The sequence below is a fragment of the Chryseobacterium sp. UF-81 genome (assembly GCF_058245105.1).
In genome coordinates this window covers 206,763-226,603 of sequence record NZ_JBSIBX010000001.1, presented here as the reverse complement: position 1 = coordinate 226,603, position 19,841 = coordinate 206,763, and the positions used below count along the sequence as shown (strand labels likewise).

Sequence of the window (19,841 nt, the reverse complement as noted above, 5' to 3'; positions counted from 1 at the left end):
TGACAAAGTTACGGAAAATTTGGGGCTTACGGAAATGATAATCTAAATGCCGGACGGGTGATAAATCATTATTTTTAGCTAACTTACAGACAACTAAAACCACTTCCAAAATTTACCGACTATGGCTGTTTATATCCTAAGCAATCGTAAAATCGTCCGGCACAAAGGCGAAAAAGCAGATTCATTTTCCAATGATGAATACTCTATTCCCAATTTCAGGATCGCAAAATGTGATTTTGACAACTACAAAGAAGCTACCGCTGCAGCCAAAAAGAAGAAAGATTACACCAACCGCAATATTTTAAATTACAAATTATTTTCTGAACCTGAAAAGCAGGGCTATGAAGATGTCCTGGAGGTTTTACGGAGTGAAAAAGGAATTAAAAGCTCCCCATTGACGGCCAATAATCTGGGCGGAACCCAAAGGATGTTCTATGAATTATATAAGAATATGTCTTCCATAAAGGAAAGAAGCGATGTCCTGATTTTTATTCATGGGTATGCCTATGATTTTGATGATGAATTAAAAGCGATTATCGATCTTAAAAAACTGTTTATTGATAACCCGGCATCGCCTGTGGAACATATTCTTTTTGTAAGCTGGCCTGCTTCAAGCAGTATTATTCCTCTGACCTATTTTGATGATAAGGCATCCAGCATTAATTCAGGATCATCACTCATGCGGCTGTTCTATTTTTATACCCAGTTTTTAAAAGATATTTTCTCAACCCGTGACCTTGCTCCATGTAATCAGAGAATACACCTTATGGCTCACTCCCTTGGAAACAGAGTGCTTCAAAGCATGCTGTACAGCCTTAAAAGAGAGAACATTCTCCGCGTTATCGATCAGGTCCTGCTTTTAAATGCAGATGTAACCTATAAGGTGTTCGAAGATTCTGAGGATTCATATAATAAGCTTCCGCTGCTGGCCAACCGCATTTCTATTTATCTCAACAGAAAAGACACCGTCCTGGGGATTTCACAATTCACTAAAAATATACTGACCCCCAGATTAGGCAAAAATGGCCCCACCGATATTGAAAAACTGAAAGATATTGTTTCTGTTATCGACTGTACTTTTGTAGAAGATGACATTCTGAACAGTCTTAAATATGAAATCGGAAATCATTGGGGATATCTTTCCAGCTCGATGGTTCAAAAAGATATTTTTCAGAATTTACATGGAATTGATAGAAATTTAATCACAGGTAGATTAAAAAATAACGAAAATATTTTCACAATTATTTCTTAATGGTTAATTAAAAAAATATTATAAAATAAACTGTATGTTAAATTTTTATCCATTGCCTGAAATGGCATAAAGATTGCAAATTTCATTAGTAAGAGAAATAAAATATTTTATCATGAAACGAATTAAAAACAAGTTTTCTTATATAGTAAGATATATTAAGGAAGCAATTTTTGTAAAAGACGTGATTTAATAAGAGTACTGATTCATAAAATAAAGTTTATCGACCCTAACACTACTTTTGACTCATTTTCACGTCTGTATCTTCTTTAATTGTTGAAGATATTTTTTGCCCTTCCGTAATATAATATATTTACGGAGAATTTGCATGGGTATAAATCTGCTTAATTTAGGTTAAAAGTATTGTGTAATAAGAAAAATAAGTTGATATTTACTTTACCAACTCAATTAAAATCTTATTATGAAAAAACTTAAAAAATCAGAATTAAAAGTTATCAAAGGAGGCATAGTTCCACTTGGTTGTAATAACTGGGATACAAAAAGAAGATGCTGCACATCATGGGATGAAGAGCATATGAACAACCCTATCTGCCCAGAGCTTTAATTAATTTTGCATGTCTTTGAACCAGAGCAACTCGTTGTTCAGTTCTAAACTAGATTCAAAATTATTTACAAACAGAGATCCGGTACCCAAACCTTGCGGCATCGGATTTTTTTTCGTGAATGTATACTGTGCAATGGCATTAAGGCCAATATTACTTTCGAGGGCGGAAGTGATCCACCAGCCAATATTTTGTTCCTCTGCAAGTGAAATCCATTCATCTGAGCCGGCAAAGCCACCAACCAGTGCAGGTTTAAGAATAATATACTGTGGTTTAATGGTTTCTAAAAGTTTTCTCTTTTCAACAGGATCTGTAATTCCTATCAGCTCCTCATCCAAAGCAATGGGAGTTTGAGTTTTGGCACATAAAAGCGCCATATCGTTCCAGTTTCCAGCCTTGACAGGTTGCTCAATAGAATGAATATCCAGATCAGCCAGCTGTTGCAGGACAGTTTCCGCTTCCTTCTTATTAAATCCGCCATTGGCATCTACCCGAAGCTCCAGTGCATCTGTTGAGAATTTTTCTCTTAATTTTTGAAGGATCTTATGCTCAGATTTCCAGTCAACACCAATCTTTAGCTTGATACAGTGGAAGCCTTTTTCAAGCTTTTCCCGGATCTGCTCTTCCATATACTGAATATCTCCCATCCAGATAAGTCCGTTGATCATGATAGCAGATTTTCCTTCGGTAAATTCACTTGGAAAATACAGGTTTTCTCCGTATTTCAGATTCAAAACCGCCTGCTCATATCCGAACCATATAGACGGGAATTGTTTCAGTTCTTCTTTCAAATACAGATAATCCCCTTCAATATTTTCACAAAGCCATTGCAGTTTTTTTTCATAATCCGGCCTGTCATCAAAACTCAGGCCCCTGAATACTGCACACTCCCCTGTTCCTTTTTTTCCATTGTCTTCAACTTCAAGGATAAAGGTCTCTTTTTCATGCAAAACGCCGCGAGACGTTCCGCTCGGGCGTTTAAATTCTAATAAATATCTGAAATATTTTGCTTTCATTACTTTACACTGTCAATCCGCATAAATTCCTCTGCTTTTTCCACCATCTGAATACTTCCGCAGAAAAACGGAATTCTCTGATGCAGTTCTGTAGGCTCTACTTCCAGAATTCTTCTGAACCCGTCTGTAGCTTTTCCTCCAGCCTGTTCAGCAAGGAACGCCATCGGATTACATTCGTAGAGCAATCTTAGTTTCCCGTTCGGAGCCTGGGAATAGGAAGGATAAATATAAATTCCACCTTTCAGCATGTTTCTGTGAAAATCTGCTACTAAGGAACCAATATATCTTGAGGTGTAAGGACGGTCTCCTTCTTCCATCTGGCAGTATTTAAGATAGTTTTTCACACCCTGAGGGAATTTGATATAGTTTCCTTCGTTGATGGAATAAATCTTCCCATTGGTAGGAAATGTCATATTAGGATGAGAAAGATAATAGGTTCCCAATGAAGGGTCCAGAGTAAATCCGTTCACCCCATTTCCTGTAGTATAAACGATCATGGTAGATGAACCGTAAATCACATATCCTGCCGCAATCTGATTAATTCCTTTTTGAAGAAAATCTTCCAGCTGAACCGGGGTTCCTGGTTCTGTTACCCTTCTGTAAATAGAGAAAATAGTTCCAACAGAAACATTAACATCAATATTGGATGATCCGTCCAAAGGATCGATCAGCACCACATATTTACTTAGATGGCCGTTTTCACCACATTTAATGTCAATAAAATCATCATTTTCCTCTGAAGCAATACCACAAACAACCTCTCTCTGAGACAAAGCCGTAATAAAAATTTCATTGGCAATCACATCAAGTTTCTGCTGTTCCTCACCCTGAATATTCTGGTTTCCGGCAGCCCCTGTGATATCTACAATGCCGGCTTTATTTACTTCTCTGTTTACTACTTTTGAAGCCAATCTTATTGCGCTCAGCAGACGGGAAAATTCACCTGTGGAATACTGAAAATCGTCCTGCTTATCTATAAGAAATTCTCCTAAAGTCTGTAATGGTTGATTTGACATATTTTTCTTTTTACGTTTTCCCCAAATTTCGGAAAATTTATCGGAGAAAGAAAGCTTTTATTAGAAAAGACCTTAACGGTTGTTTTTCAACAGTATACAGAACCGACAATAATATAGACCTAAAATTTCCCCTGCATAATTAATCCCCATTTGATGACAATAAATCAATGAAATTCTGATAATATTCATCAAGTCTCAATTTTAATTAAATCTTAATTCCATCCAGCCGCCAGAAACTTTCATATCTCGTTGTAAATTTATAATTTTGACCTCCGTAAAAAACTCATGTAATTTTTAATCTAACAATTTTATTTTTAATAAATTAATGAAAATTTTCAAGTTTGGTGGAGCATCTGTAAAAGATGCCGAAAGTGTAAAAAATGTGTCTATGGTTTTACAAAGCCAGGGATTTGCCAAGTGCCTGCTGGTTATTTCAGCAATGGGCAAAACGACAAATGAATTGGAAAAGGTTGTAGAACTTTATTTCAAGAAGGATAACTACCAAACTGAAATTGAAAAGATAAAACGAAAACACATCGAGATTGCGGAAGGCCTGTTTGCTGAAAACCATGCCGTTTTTGCTGAGATCAATCTATTTTTTGATGATATTGATTCTTTCTTAAGAAGAAACAAATCTCCTAATTACAGCTTCGTCTATGATCAGGTGGTAAGTTGCGGGGAAATGATCTCTACAAAAATCCTAAGTGAATACCTGAACGAAATTCAGTTTACCAATCAGTGGCTGGATGCCAGAGATTATATCAAAACCGACAGCTCTTACAGAGAAGGTACGGTAGACTGGGCAAAAACAGAAGAGTTTATTTCCACTTTAAATACGGATATCTGCTATGTAACGCAGGGATTCATCGGTTCTGATGACAATAATTTTACAGTAACGCTAGGAAGAGAGGGTTCTGACTACTCTGCTGCTATTTTTGCGTATTGCCTGAATGCTGATGCCATGACGATCTGGAAAGATGTTCCGGGAGTAATGACAGGGGATCCAAGGAAATTCAGCGATGTTTCCCTTCTTTCCAATATTTCTTATGAGGAGGCCATTGAAATGGCTTATTACGGAGCAAGTGTCATTCACCCGAAAACATTGCAGCCTCTGCAGCAAAAAAATATTCCTTTTTATGTAAAATCTTTTGTAGATCCTACCAAAGGAGGAACTAAAGTTGGAGCTTCAGATAAAAACCAACATGAAGAATCATATATCTTAAAAGAGAACCAGGTTCTGTTAAAAATTTCAACGAGAGATTTCTCATTTATTGCAGAAGACCATATGAGTCTCATTTTCGGATATCTTTCCAAATATAAAATCAAGGTATCTCTTATGCAGAATTCCGCTATTTCATTGGCTTTATGCCTGGAAGACAAATTCAATCAGGTGGATGAGCTTAATGATGAACTTCAAAAAATATTTAAAACCAAAGCGGTTAAAAATGTATCTTTATTCACAGTAAGAAATGCGAAGATGGATCATATTGACAAATTTTACCAGGAAAAAAATGTATTATTGGAACAGATTTCCAAAAATACGGTTCAAATGGTAACACAATAATTTTAACTGCGACTAAACACATATGAGTTTAATTTCGAAAAACGATCTTATCACAGCTTCCGGCTTAAGCAAAATTGGGTTCCTGAAAAACCCGGTCGCATCGGCCGTGATGAGTATTGCCAAAATAAATGAAGTTAATAGATTATACGACAAATTAAAAGATAAGGAAGGCAAGGATTTTTTCGACTCATTTGTTAGAGAAAGGAATTTAAGCTATATCGCTTTTGAAGAAGATCTGGCAAAAGTTCCGAAAACCGGACCGTTTATTCTGGTCTCCAACCACCCTCTGGGTGCCATTGACGGAATTTTAATGTGTAAGATCCTTTCGGAAGTGCGTCCGGATTTTAAAGTAATGGGAAATTTCCTTCTGGAAAAGATTAAGCCCATGGAACCGTACGTAATTTCTGTAAATCCTTTTGAAAACAGAAAGGAAGCTTACAGCAGCACTTCGGGAATGCGAGAAACCCTGAAACATCTTCAGAATGGAGGCTGTGTGGGAATCTTTCCGGCAGGAGAAGTATCCAATAAGAACAATCCTTATGGAGAAATTCTTGACAGGGACTGGGAAAAGCCGGCCCTTAAGCTGATCAGAATGGCTAAAGTACCGGTAGTTCCTCTGTATTTTCATGCTAAAAACAGCCGTTTGTTTTACCAGGTTGCAAAACTTCATCCAAGTTTACAGACGCTGATGCTTCCTGCGGAAATGATGAACGACAGGGAAAAACCTATCAGAATCAGAATAGGAAAGCCAATCACTGTAAAGGCAATGGATGAAATGGAAACCATTGAAGAGCTGGGTGAATTTCTGAAGCGTAAGGTATATATGATGAAATCTTATTATGAAAAGAGAAAATCATTAGCCCAAAGCATCAATCTTAAAAATCTAACATTAAAATTTCCGCTGTTAAGAGAAGAAAATATTGTCCAGAATATTATTGATGAAACCCCTAAGGAAGATATACTGAAAGATATCAACCGCCTGAAAGGGACAGATAAAATGCTGTTCAGTAACGGAAATTACGAAATCTATTTCACGACTTACGAGGAAATTCCTTCTGTGATGAGAGAGATCGGCCGCCAGAGAGAACTTACTTTCCGTGCTGTGGGTGAAGGGAGCAATTTACCTTTCGACCTTGACGAATACGATAAGCACTATCATCACCTTTTCCTTTGGGACAACAGCGCAGAGAAGCTTGCCGGAGCCTACAGAATGGCTTTGGGTAAGGAAGTCATGAAGAAATATGGCATCAAAGGATTCTACACAAGCTCTTTATTTGAGTTTGAACAGGACATCCATCCGTTCTTCAAGAAAGTGATCGAAATGGGCCGCGCTTACATTTGTGAGGAATACCAACAGAAGCCACTTCCACTTTTCCTTTTATGGAGAGGAATTGTTCATGTATGTTTAAGAAATTCCGATCATAAGTTTTTGATGGGCGGCGTAAGTATTTCCAATAAATTTTCTGAGTTTTCCAAATCTCTGATGATTGAGTTCATGCGCTCAAACTATTTTGATTCAGCAGTTGCACAATATATAACGCCGAGAAATGAATACAAGGTGAAACTTCGCGACCGGGATAAAAATATTTTCTTTGAGGAAATGGAATCTGATCTGAATAAGCTTGACAAGATCATTGATGACCTTGAACCTGAGCTGAGATTACCTGTTCTGATTAAAAAATACATTAAACAGAATGCAAAAGTGATTGCTTTTAATGTGGATCCAAACTTTAATGATGCTATCGACGGATTGATGTATATCCGAATCAGTGATCTTCCGGAAAGTACGATAAAGCCTGTATTGGAGGAGATGAGCGACCACATCAGAAAGGAGCAGGAAAATAATTCAGCTGAAAATCAGTAGGTTTTATTTTTATTTTAAAAAAGTGCGGTTAATACTTGCTTCATATAGGAAAACTTACTACTTTTGCATCACTTTAAAACAACGAAGTAAGTCAACAAAAATATAATGGTTTCTTAGCTCAGTTGGTAGAGCAATGGATTGAAAATCCATGTGTCCCTGGTTCGATTCCTGGAGAAACCACTGGAAATTAAACAATTTCTAACAACCCCCTCAAATTGCATAATTTGAGGGGTTATTTTTTGATCTTATATTCAAATTCTCTCATACTGAGGGTGGCCTTTTCATTTCCTTATTTTACAACTTATCTTAATGATCTTTGTATTGAATATGCATTCAGCCGATTAGTAAAAGATATGAGCAAGCATTTTTTTAGCTTTTAAGAGAGAACAGTTCCTGCTATTCTATCTATCTCGAAGAGATTCCAAGAAACGAATAGCTTTTTAAAAAAAGACTACAAGTAACTCATATTCAACAATCTAAATGTTCTATTTTTATAAATCTATAGCTCTAAATTTACAAATCTAGGGTTCATTTACTTTTTTCATACCATCTTCTTATGCATCTTTGCTCAGGGTAAAAACATAACCATTTATTTTTTGTATGTGTACAGTATAAAAAATAAAATAACGCTGATCAGCAAAACCCGTGTCAGGGATCATATGGCAAAATAATTTACTTAATTTAAAAATTAAACTAAAATGAAAACATTATTATTCACAGCGTTCTTATTGGCAGGAACAACTTTAGGATTTGCTAAAAGCAATGCGCCAGCTCATAATTTTTCTAATGAAAGCAAAGAAACTGTATCTTTGAAATCTACATCTGACCAGGTAAATTCTTCGGAAGAAATGAGAAATGATGAAAAAGCAGAAGATGTTAAAAATATCTGCCATCAAACTGTTTTTACTACTGAGGTTACGTATAGTTATTTTGATGATGGTATGGGAAATCTTATTGTAACAAAATCAACTGATTTGGTAATGACCACTTATTGGTACGGTTGCTAAATAATAGTTAGTAAAAGTATAAATAATAAGAACGTCTATTTAATTAGGCGTTCTTATAAATATAATTTATCAGATATGAAATACACTTTTTTTATCTCTTTATTTTTTTTAAATTTTATTAGTGCTCAAAATTTAAAGGTAGAATATGAATATGTAAATAAGCAGGATCTTAGCGAATACGCTTCTGAATCCTCAAGCACATTTAAAAGCCAGGCGCAGGAACGGCTTAAAAAAGCTCAAAAGCAAGTCCTTTACTTTTATGAAGGAAATACTTTTTATAAAAATATAACCACTGAAGGGTTTGACAACGAGAAAGAAAGAAAAAAAGTAGATGAAAGAACGACCAGCATAACAAAAGAATCTTTTGTTATAAAACCAATTAAGATTTACCATAAAAAAAATGATCCCGGTTTCTATCAATATCAAAATTTTGGAGATGAAGAATATTATAAATATTATGCACCTAAATTTTCCAAAGTAGAGTATAAAGATAATGTTGAACAGATTGAAAAATACACATGTAAATTAGCCGAGGTTACATTAAATAATGGGGGCTTGGTAAAAGTATGGTATGCAGAAGATGTTCCGGTAAGTGCAGGTCCTTATGTTTATAATAGTTTTCCCGGATTAGTTTTAAAAGTGGAATCTCCAAATTTCATTGTATATGCAACTAAAATAAGTAATGACGGAAAAGAATCAGATTTTGAGCCTATGAATCCAAAGCTTAAAATTCTAGACCAGGAAAAGGACAAAGATAAAATTCAGGAAATTATGAAGGAAGCATCAAAAGTAAAAGAAACACATACAGATATTCGATTATAATGAATTTCAAATTTTCAATCATTATTTTCCTGTTGTTTTTCAGCTATTCTTTTTCACAAAACATTAATATTGAAGTTAAGGAAGCAAACGGAAGCCCTATATCGGAGGTTAACGTTCAGCTTCTTAAAAACGAAAAAACTTTAGACTTTCAAAAAACAAACGATAAAGGTATTTGTAATTTCCAAATCTCCCAGAAAGGAATTTTTTTCTTAAAATTTACCTCTTTATTGTATAAAACAAAGATTGTAGAAATTAATACCAACGAAAAAAATGATTTTGAAATTATATTAGAATCACAGGTTAAAATCATACCTACAGTAGAAATAAAAGCACGTCCTAAAATAGCCAGTGCGAAGGAAGACACCATCGCTTTTAACCTGAAAGCCGTAAGAGATGGTACAGAAAGAACAACGGAAGATCTCATTAAAAAACTTCCGGGCCTGAACATTAATGATAACGGGAAAGTAACCTATAAAGGAAAATCAATAGGACAGGTCTTAGTAGAAGGAAACGAATTTTTTGGTAAAAACCATAAAATGGCTACGCAGAATATTTCGGCTAATATGGTTGAAAGTATTGATCTCTGGCAAAACTATACGACCATTAATGGAAACCGTTCCACAGCACTTAACTTAAAGCTGAAAGATGAATATAAAGGAAAGGTTACCGGAAATATAGAGGGTAATTACGGTTCCAAAAATTCATATTCAGGACATGCCAATGTGTTCCGGATTGGAAAGCTTGGCAACCTGGCTCTGATTGCAGATGCAAATAATATTGCTAAAGATCCGATAAGTTTTATGGATTTTTACGAAATGAATACTCAGGAAGATATAGACAATGCGGATAATAATTCAAATATAGATATTCCTACTTTCCTTAATAATGACGGAAAAGTAAAATCTAAGGATAATCAGTTTGGAGCTTTGCAGTATTCTAAGTCAAAAAAGAATTTTAGCATTACGGCTTTTTCTATTTTCAACAATGCCCAGTTAAATAAATTTTCAACTTCTAAAAGAACTGCATTTGAAGGACAGTCAAAGGATTTTAATTTTTACGAACAAAGGACAGAAAATAATAAAGGTTTTTTAGGGACTACTCAAATTAAAATAAAGAAGAGCTTTACAGATGACAGTTTTCTCTATTATAATTTCGGCTATAATCCTACTCAGGATAATTTTAACCAAAATATAGACCGATATTCTACAGATGCCAATTTTTACATTATTAACAACACCGCAAAAAATAATGGAGTAACTAATTTTCTTTCATGGAATAAACAGTTAAATAATACAAAAATAATCTTCGCTTTCAACCAAATCAATGAAGATTATTCGGGAAGCTTAAATATACTTTCCAATAAAAATCTATTCCTGACTGATCATAATTCATTATTTCAGCAATATGACGTAAATTCAAACAGATATGGCCTGGACTTTTATCTGAAGAATAAAAACAGGTTTGTCAATTTTAATTTTCATTCGGGATTTTCTAATAAAAATGAAAAATCGGAACTTACGGAGCGTATGTCACAGGCAAATGAGAATAGGACGTTAAAAACGTATCACTATATCAATGACCTGAATATGTATAAACAATTCGGGAAATTTGACCTGTCAGCTTCTTTAAGCTCTCATTTTCTGAATATCAATGAATATGAGAAACATTATTTTGAGAAAAGGCTAAAATTCCAATACAGTCCCGCATCAAAAGCCAGTACAGAAGTTAGCCTTGAATATAATTCAATATATAAACTTCCCACTTTAAAGCTTCTGCAATACGACCCTTTATACACAAAGGATTTATATTTTAATCAAAATATGGATCTCACCCCCGATTTGCTAAGCAATACGGACAGTTATAAATTAACCTTTCACAGGGCTTATTTAGAAAAAGGAAGCAGCATGTTTCTTATGCTGATGTATGACAAAACCAAACCTAGTTTTACGACAAATACCATCAATTATGGTCCGTTTTCGGCTATGGAAAATACAATGGGAAGATACAATGACCGATTGATATTTTTGTTTGCCAGTGATCGGAGATTTAGTAAGTACTATACATTAAAAACAAAGTTTACAAGTGCTTTAACCAAGAATGTAAATTTCATCAATGACAATGAAAATATTTCTACTGTCCAAAATTTTGAACTGTCTCAAAAGCTCTCTACTAATTTTAAAAATCAACCTCTGCAATTTGATTTAGGCTACACTTTTACTAAAAGTATTTTTGAGCAGAGCTTTTATAATACGACTTCCACACAAGATAATATAAAACTATCTTTTGGGATAAGAGCCAGCATAAAAAAAGAATGGATTGGGAATATTTTAGGCGAATATTTAATACAGAAAACAGGAGAGAACACACTCAGGAATTTTTTAATCGGTGGCCAGGTTTCTTATCGAAAAGAAAAATCGAACTTTGAATATAACCTGCAATTCAATAATATCCTGAATTTAAACTCTTTTCAGTATATTAACAGTTACACAAGCCAACTAGGTGTAGATGAAACTTCCACAACAGCATTACGAGGTTATATCATTGGTGGTTTGAAGTATAACTTTTAAATAAGAGTGATAGATTAAGATGTTAACATATACTATTGCAGAAGTTCTTCCAAAAGCAGAATATGAATTAACGGAAATCAGGCGACAGCTGCTCCCTGTTTTAGATCAATTGGAAATATGGAGCGAAGACCACAAGCAAATAAAGCAAAGCTTATAAAAATGACTATATTGTTTTTAAGCAAATACAAATCGTAAAAAATATCCCTGAAAATACTTTTGAAATTAATTATAAAAAACTTGCACGATATTACAAAAAGTTCTATTTTTGCACCCACGTTAAACAACGAAACAAATGGTTTCTTAGCTCAGTTGGTAGAGCAATGGATTGAAAATCCATGTGTCCCTGGTTCGATTCCTGGAGAAACCACAATAAACAGTTGTAAAGCCCCTATTTTAGGGGCTTTTTTTATTTTAAAAATCACGCTGCTCAAATATATGCTCAAACTTTCTCGGAAACTCTCTCCTGTATTGACATTGTTTGAATCGAAATACTTCTGAAAATAAAAATTAAAATGATCTTGTGATTATAAAATCAGAGAAGTTATTTACATTTTATACCTGTAGTGCCTTTGCCTAAAGAGATTGAGAAGATTCCCATTTTCGTCAATCTCTAATATTTTTTCAACTCCCATCAAATACTTTACCTTAGTCCTTCCACAAGTCCTCTTACTATGCCTAAACATGATATAACTCAAATACCTATCAAATCAGCGTTAAGATTTTAGAAATGACAAATAATCAAAAAATTTTCATTTGAAAATATTATGATACGACGAGTTTTGTCGCTATGTCGTGATAGCTTTGCAATAAAGAACTTTCAAAACATAAGTCGCAAAAAATCAACCCATTAAAAATAAAATCTATGAGAAATATCACTTTTTCACTCTTTAATGAAATAAGAGTAAAAAAAATATTATATTTGTGGAAATTGCCTTTAAAAGCATTTTTATTTACTAATAACCATAAAATATCCTGATGAAGAGAAAATTACTATCATTATCATCACTACTAATCGGGTTTTTGGGATTTTCCCAAACCGAAGTCTATTTTAAATATGATGAAGCCGGAAATCAACGATACCGGGGTACTGACGTCAGTGCTAAACAGGCACCTGAAACATTAGCGAAAGCTGAATCTAAGACAGCTCCTTTAACTCAACCTGATCAATCTTCAGTAATTGATGAGAAAACATTCTGGAAGCAGATACGTTTGTATCCTGTTCCTGTTAATGATGTACTGACCATCGACTGGACAGAGGAAGTAGACGGATTAATAGAATCTGTATCCTTATATCAACACAGTACAGTTCACTGGAAATTCCAACAGCAAAACATGCCTGACTTAAACAAACAGATAAAAATCAATATGACGGGCTATGATTGGGGAGTATATGTATTACGCTTTACCCTAAAAGATGGCAGAATTTTCAGTAAAAATATTACCAAAAGATAAATAAAAACTAACCATGAAATTTTACGACAAAAGGATGAAGTTATTTTCATCTGTTATATCCTGTATATTCATATTAGGATTTTTACAGACTTTATCAGGACAAAGCTTCCATGATACCAAAGGAGGTGTCAACGTTACCTCATCGGGACAGCTGCAATATACACTTCCTATTGCTTTACCTCCGGGTATCAAAGATGTTGCGCCCAATATGGACATGACATATTTAAGTAGTTCAGGAAGCGGTATTGCAGGTTATGGGTGGAGCGTTTCGGGAGTTACTACCATATCCAGAAGCGGAAAAACCATTGAAAAAGACGGGGAGTTGAAAGGACTTCAATTGGATTACTCCGATTATTACAGCTTTAACGGACAACGATTAATCTTAAAGTCGGGAGAATATGGCAAAGACGGAGCTGAATATGTAACCGAAAAATATTCTAATGCCAAAATTAAATCTGTCGGTTCTATTACAGGGCAAACCTGGCAAGGTCCGGAATATTGGCAAATAACCTTTGAGGATGGATCTCAGGCCTGGTACGGTGGCATTTCTTCAGGAAATAATACTGCCAAAACACCAATAGAATACAATATTGTCAAATGGAGAGATAAAAAAGGAAATTATATTACCTATAACTATACTCAAAATAATAATATTTCTTTGATTAATACTATTCAATGGGGAGGAAATGAAGAATTGGGAAAGCCTCATTTTAATCAGGTAAATTTTTATTATTCTCCAAGGAATGTACAAGAATCTTCCTACATCAAAGGAGTTTCCTTAATACAGGACAAAAGACTATCACAAATCACCATATTTTCTAACAGTTCACTGTTTAAAAATTATTCAGTACAATATTCCACTACACAGAACATTGTGAATAATGATTCTAATAACAAAATTAATTATGATTTTGTTGAGAAGGTTATTGAAACCAATTCAGCCGGAGAAGATGCTAATCCGGTAGTATTTTCTACAAAGCCCTTAACAACGGGTACAAATGAAAGTAATTTTGGTGATTTCAATAACATCGTTACTACAGGAGACTATAATGGAGACGGATTAGTAGATTTTATTGTGATGCAACCTGCCCAAAATGGCAGACCTGATGGTTACTATATTTATTTTGATGCTATTAACAGCAGTAGCCCTTCTTTTGTTTACTTAGGTTCTTCAAGTACTTATTGGCCAAGCAGCGGTTTTACTACATTTAATATAAAATCAGCAGATAACTATATTAAAACGAAACAGGGACTTATTATTTCAAAAGCTAATGCAGGTTCTAACCCTCCTACTACAGGAAATATAGAGCTGAAATATTATTCTATTAAAAGTGATGCTTCGGTACTTAATACCTATAATAACCCCCTTGTTTTAGAATACTCAAAAACAATACCTTCAAACAATTATTTATACAATAGTTCTCTGTACCCGCCTGAAACGGATCCCGAATATATGGGAGGACTAAATGTTTCTCATGCTTTAAATATAAAAGAAGTAGATATTGATTCCGATGGAATGTCTGAACTGATCATGTCTCTAGAGGATAAAAAATGTAAATATGTGATCATTGTTCCTGATCCGCCTAAGGGGAGATGGCAATGCAAAACATTAGGAAATAGGTATTTAGTTGTAGACAATGAGGATATACAAAATAATACTATTCATATTATCCCCGGAACAACCCCTAAAAATATCCTTAGCAAGGGAGGAATTATGGATTTTGATAATGATGGAAAGCAGGATATTGTTTTTATTGACCCCACCAATACGAGCACAAATGCTACTTATTATACCAAAAGCTTTATCAATGGAAGTATCGGCTCGAAAACATCGAGTACTCCAACAAATAATTTAGCACAGTACGAGCTCAAGAAGCAAAATAGCAATTATACTATTGAGCTCAAGAAAAGCTATACCATAAAAGGATTAGCAGATGGAATCCAATTTGGTGACCTGAACGGAGATAAAAATGTTGAAGTCTTGCTTCCTCTGCATGAGTATAAAGTCAATGACGAATACACTCCTGGCTGGTCAATTTATTTGAATACGGGGGCTAATTTAGAGGAAAGTCTGCAAGGATTGATGCTTTACAAAAAAGACATTGTCACAAGACCGGATATTCTTTCAACGACTTCTATTATAGATCTTGATAATGACGGAAAAGGTGAAATTGTAAACTCATATACTTTTTTCAGTAATATCAATACCAATCTTCAAGTCAACTGGAGATTAGACAGCTATTCTGAGCCTTATTATAATCCATACGACAGCCAGTTTAAGTGGCGTTTCAATGAAAAAAGATTAATGTCTTCTGAAAGGCCAAAATCAGTAGTAAGTCCTTTATTCGGTAATTTTAGGGTTAATAATTCCTCATCGAAGGTATTATTTTTATTAAAATCTACTACCGCTTCCAATGAAAGAAAGCTTGTCAGCTATCAGCATTATAACCTCAATGCAGATAAGAATATTTCATCCATTTCACAAGCTGATCTTCAGTACGATATAGATTATAAAGAACTTGATCCCGCTATCAATGCTAATATATATGCCCCTATAAAAAAGGAACAATATCCTTATGTGGAAATAGATAGACTTTCTCAAACCTATGCGGTATCCCAGATCAGAATGGCAGGAAGAAAACAGGATTTCCGATATAGAGGATATATTGCCCACTTGCTTGGTAAAGGAGTAATTGGCTATCGCCAAACTGCCCGCTCTTCATGGTATGCTGATGGATTTGAAAATACCAAAATATGGAATGGTATAGAAATAGATCCTTTAAATGAGGGATTACCAATTAAAGAATGGACCATCAAAACTGATAATGAAAATCAGATATTTCCTGCTGATATTTCTGAAAATAATACGCAATTATTAAGTTTCAAATCGACCAACTATCAAATAGATAAGTTATTAAACGGACAGGTAGTCACTACAATTACCGATATCGACAAGCCTAAAGTGGTAACGGCTATTATTCCCAAAACCAACAAAACAAAGGACTTTTTAACCGGAATAGTCACTGAAAACACTATTACCTATGGTGATTATTATCTCCCGGCACAGAGTGTAGCCAATACCAACAACGGCTATGGAGTCACCACTTCTATCTTTGAATATATTCATAATCCTGCTGGAACCGGAGCAGATTATTACATTGGTCGCCCTAAAACGAAAACCAATCAAGCTTCCGCTTACGGAGATACCAAATCTGCTAAAGAAGAATATACTTATGAGAATAATCTTTTAAAAACCTTAAAAACGTGGAACAGGGATAATACAGGGTATTTACAGGAAACATATAATTATGACGGCTTTGGAAATATTATCCAAAAAGTAATTAGCAACAACATCGATTCCCAAACTCAAACAGAAACAAGCTTGTATGAGCCGAAAGGAAGATTTGTTGAGAAGAAAACCGATAATTTAAACTTAGAAACGAACATTACATATAATGACAAGGGAGAGATTTTAACACAGACTGATCCACTCAATAATACCCTTACCAATACCTATGATAACTGGGGTAAATTATTGACTTCTACAACCAGTCTGGGAGGAACAACTACCTATCAGTATGAAAAAGATTTCCTTTCTAATAGAATCGTTACTCAAAATGATCCCGATGGTAATACTTCAAAGAAATTTATCAATACATTAGGTCAGGAATACATGACTTCCGTTAAATCTTTTAATCAAGGGTACTCTATATTAAAAGCAATTCAATATGATGTATTAGGTAGGAAAATAAAAGAATCTGAACCTTTTTTTGAAGGACAGGGTACCAATGAATGGAATACTATTACTTATGATGATTCCGTCTTCCCTGCCAAAATAACGGCTACCGCATTTAATGGTAAGCAGGTGGAGACCTCAGTTTCAGGTTTAACAACAACCATTAAGGAAATCAATGGATATGCAAGAATTACCTCTAAAACTGCAGATGCATTAGGTAATATAGTTTCTTCAACAGATAAAGGAGGAACCATTACATTTGCGTACAATTCCGCAGGAGAGCAGATCAAAGCACAGTATGCTGAAAATATCGTTACCACTCAATATGACGCCTGGGGAAGAAAATCCGAACTTAACGATCCTTCCAATGGTACGTATAAATATGAATACGACGGGTTCGGACAGCCGAAAAAAATCACCAGCCCGAAAGGAACAAAAGAATACACCTATAATAATCTTGGGCAACTCATCACTCAAAAGGAACTTTCCACCACAGATGGCGGGCAGGCAACCAATAAAACGATTTCTTTCACCTATGACAATAAAGGCAGACTGACAGCAAAATCCGGTATTTTCAAAGGACAGCTATTCAGCACCAATATTACTTATGATCCACAGGGAAGGCTCTTATCTTCCTCAGAAACCAGCAACGAAAGAAACTATATCCAAAAAGGGATTACCTATGATAATAAATCCAGAGTAATTTCCTACGAAAAAGAACTCCAATCTGCCGGAATGATTACAAAGGTTCAGATTGAGAATGTATACAGTACCTGGAATGGTGAGCTCTCCCAAATAAAAGACAAAACAACAGGTAAAATCTTATGGGAACTTAAAGAAACCAATGCTAGAAGCCAGGTAGTAAATGCGAAATTAGGAGCAGCAGACATTAATAATGCTTATGATCCAAACGGCTTCTTGACAAGTATCAATCATTCATCGGCAATAAAGCCAAGTATTCTGCAATTATCATATTCTTTTGATGCTATTAAAAATGAATTAAAAAGCAGAACCACAGGCGGAGATTTCAATATTGTAGAAACCTTTGATTACGATGATAATAACCGCTTAGTAAACTGGACAAATCCGATAACAGGTATCAAGCCTGCCCTCAATAGAAATGTTTATGACATCAAAGGCAGGATTATGGAAAATGATCAGGTAGGAACGATGAAGTATGAAAATTCTGCCAAGATTTATCAGCCTACCGGAATGACCCTGAATACGGCCGGAACACAGAATTATAGCAACGATCTTATCCAAAGTATTGTTTACAATGAAAATAACGACCCAGTAAAGATCAATGGAGAGAAAACACGTATCAGCTTTGAGTATGGACTGGGAAATATGAGACAACGTCTTGATATAGACAAACTAAAGCAAATCGGAGGTGGTGATGGTGGAAGTACTGATTCTAAAACAGCCGGAGTATGGGACCCTAACGCCCCTCTATGGCAGAGAACTCTAACCAAATTATACAGCGAAGACGGAAGTTTTGAGATGGTAAGGGATCAGGCCACCAACCAGGAAAAACATATCTTGTACATTGGAGGCACCCCTTATGAGTCTAATATTATCTATGTTAAGTATAACAATGAAACCAATGGATCTTATAAGTTTTTACATAAAGATTACATAGGTAGTATTTTGGCGATCAGTGATGAGGCCGGTAACAAGCTTGAACAAAGACATTTTGATGCCTGGGGAAATTTCACTCATCTCAAAATAGGGAATTCACCTGTTATAACAGATAAAGCACTTATTGCCCAAACTTCATTACTTATTGATAGAGGTTATACCAGCCATGAGCATTTAATGGATGTTGGAATTATCCACATGAATGGTAGATTATATGATCCGTTATTAAGAAGGTTCTTAAATGCGGATGAAAATATACAGGATCCTATCAATACCCAAAACTATAACAAATATGGGTATGTGATGAATAATCCGCTAATGTACAATGATCCTAATGGTGAATGGTTTTTTGCAATCAGTCTGCCTGTACTTATTGTAGGAGCATTAAAAGCTGTAGTGATTGGAGGTCTCATCTATACGGCAATGGCTGCTGTGACAGGAAATGCCAGTAAAGCAGGATTTTTAAAAACGGTTCTTACTTCCTTTATTACAGGAGGAATAGGTGCCGGAGTAGGTGTTCTTAACGTCTTTGGCAATGGCTTTTGGGGTACAGTAGCTCAAGGTGCCGCTATTGGTGCAGCAGGAGGAGCGGTAGATGCTGTGGTCAACCAAACAAATGTTTTACAGGGAGTTTTAAAAGGTGCGGTAATTGGCGGTGCTGTATCGGCAGTGACTTATACGATTAGGTATTATACTACACCAACAGGTTCAAAAACCTCTGTAATAGAAAATACTTCAGAAAACACTGTCGAAGGAAAGACTCCAGTTGGAGATAGATCCTATGCAAGAGATTTATATGAAAAGGAGTTTGGTACGCAATCAGGCTTAGATAAAAATAATATTTATAATCGAGCTGTTCCTGGTGGAGAGATGACCTGTAATTGTCCTGATGGGGTAATAAAATATAATTATAAAGGTAAGGAAATAGAAGCTTTGGGGGTTACAGATAGCCAAACTGTAGATAAAGGCTTTTGGAAAGGAAAGGTAACAACCCACAAAATATATTTATCCCATAAAGCTTTTGCCAGTAGAGAGCAGTTAGCGTTTGTAATGCAACATGAATTAGGACATGTAAGAGTATATAATGCAGGTTTAAGAAGTGCTGGAGATAAAACAATTAAATTAGAAAGTGATACTGCAAAAAAATACTCTACTTTATTGGATAATGCAGAACATTATCATATTCAGCAGTACGGAACAAGCTTTTTAGAAAATAACGGATGGAATAATATTAGATCTTCAGTTCCTTCTGATGTCTTTAATCATTTCAACTTTAAAATGTATAATCAACAAATCTGGAATTTATTAAAAGGAACTGATATTAAAATAAATATTAACTTTAAATAA

The 19,841-nt window shown here is 34.9% G+C and carries 12 protein-coding genes and 2 tRNA genes; 12 read left to right on the top strand and 2 right to left on the bottom strand.

The features are described 5' to 3' along the window. The first annotated feature begins 121 nt into the window (after positions 1-121). Positions 122-1,252, top strand: a complete 1,131-nt coding sequence (locus AC4IFE_RS01100; RefSeq protein ID WP_490754206.1) for an alpha/beta hydrolase — start codon at positions 122-124, stop codon at positions 1,250-1,252. A 418-nt stretch (positions 1,253-1,670) separates the two neighbouring features. Then, positions 1,671-1,814, top strand: a complete 144-nt coding sequence (locus AC4IFE_RS01095; RefSeq protein ID WP_490754204.1) for a hypothetical protein — start codon at positions 1,671-1,673, stop codon at positions 1,812-1,814. Here the strand turns inward: AC4IFE_RS01095 and AC4IFE_RS01090 are convergent, their stop codons facing one another. Together AC4IFE_RS01090 and fbp are read right to left on the bottom strand one after the other, a co-directional pair. Beyond that, entirely contained in the window at positions 1,815-2,828 is a 1,014-nt protein-coding gene (locus AC4IFE_RS01090; RefSeq protein ID WP_490754202.1) for an o-succinylbenzoate synthase, read from the bottom strand. It lies immediately after the preceding gene. Beyond that, a complete protein-coding gene (gene fbp, locus AC4IFE_RS01085; RefSeq protein ID WP_040998657.1) occupies positions 2,828-3,844 on the bottom strand; it encodes a class 1 fructose-bisphosphatase in 1,017 nt (338 codons plus the stop codon). The genes AC4IFE_RS01090 and fbp overlap by 1 nt, the downstream gene beginning before the upstream one ends. Positions 3,845-4,169: 325 nt before the next feature. Between fbp and AC4IFE_RS01080 the strand changes: the two genes are divergently transcribed. The 10 genes from AC4IFE_RS01080 to AC4IFE_RS01035 all read left to right on the top strand — a co-directional run bounded on the left by AC4IFE_RS01080 (position 4,170) and on the right by AC4IFE_RS01035 (position 19,841). After that, on the top strand, positions 4,170-5,408 hold the full coding sequence (locus AC4IFE_RS01080) for an aspartate kinase (protein ID WP_490754200.1): 1,239 nt from the start codon (positions 4,170-4,172) through the stop codon (positions 5,406-5,408). A 22-nt stretch (positions 5,409-5,430) separates the two neighbouring features. Next, complete coding sequence (locus AC4IFE_RS01075) at positions 5,431-7,272, top strand: bifunctional lysophospholipid acyltransferase family protein/GNAT family N-acetyltransferase (protein WP_490754198.1); 1,842 nt, start codon at positions 5,431-5,433, stop codon at positions 7,270-7,272. Positions 7,273-7,379: 107 nt separating this feature from the next. Next, positions 7,380-7,452 (top strand) — tRNA-Phe (locus AC4IFE_RS01070). 518 nt (positions 7,453-7,970) lie between these two features. Beyond that, positions 7,971-8,279, top strand: coding sequence for a hypothetical protein (locus AC4IFE_RS01065; RefSeq protein ID WP_490754197.1), 309 nt, complete (start codon positions 7,971-7,973; stop codon positions 8,277-8,279). A 75-nt stretch (positions 8,280-8,354) separates the two neighbouring features. Beyond that, on the top strand, positions 8,355-9,101 hold the full coding sequence (locus AC4IFE_RS01060) for a GLPGLI family protein (protein WP_490754195.1): 747 nt from the start codon (positions 8,355-8,357) through the stop codon (positions 9,099-9,101). Next, positions 9,101-11,668: a hypothetical protein gene (locus tag AC4IFE_RS01055; protein ID WP_490754193.1), complete on the top strand. Its 2,568-nt coding sequence runs from the start codon at positions 9,101-9,103 to the stop codon at positions 11,666-11,668. The genes AC4IFE_RS01060 and AC4IFE_RS01055 overlap by 1 nt, the downstream gene beginning before the upstream one ends. Positions 11,669-11,687: 19 nt before the next feature. Next, positions 11,688-11,825, top strand: a complete 138-nt coding sequence (locus tag AC4IFE_RS01050; RefSeq protein WP_490754192.1) for a winged helix-turn-helix transcriptional regulator — start codon at positions 11,688-11,690, stop codon at positions 11,823-11,825. 137 nt (positions 11,826-11,962) lie between these two features. Continuing rightward, a tRNA-Phe gene (locus tag AC4IFE_RS01045) sits at positions 11,963-12,035 on the top strand. A 608-nt stretch (positions 12,036-12,643) separates the two neighbouring features. Beyond that, on the top strand, positions 12,644-13,120 hold the full coding sequence (locus tag AC4IFE_RS01040; RefSeq protein WP_490754190.1) for a T9SS type A sorting domain-containing protein: 477 nt from the start codon (positions 12,644-12,646) through the stop codon (positions 13,118-13,120). Between the two features lie 13 nt (positions 13,121-13,133). Then, positions 13,134-19,841: an RHS repeat-associated core domain-containing protein gene (locus tag AC4IFE_RS01035; protein WP_490754188.1), complete on the top strand. Its 6,708-nt coding sequence runs from the start codon at positions 13,134-13,136 to the stop codon at positions 19,839-19,841.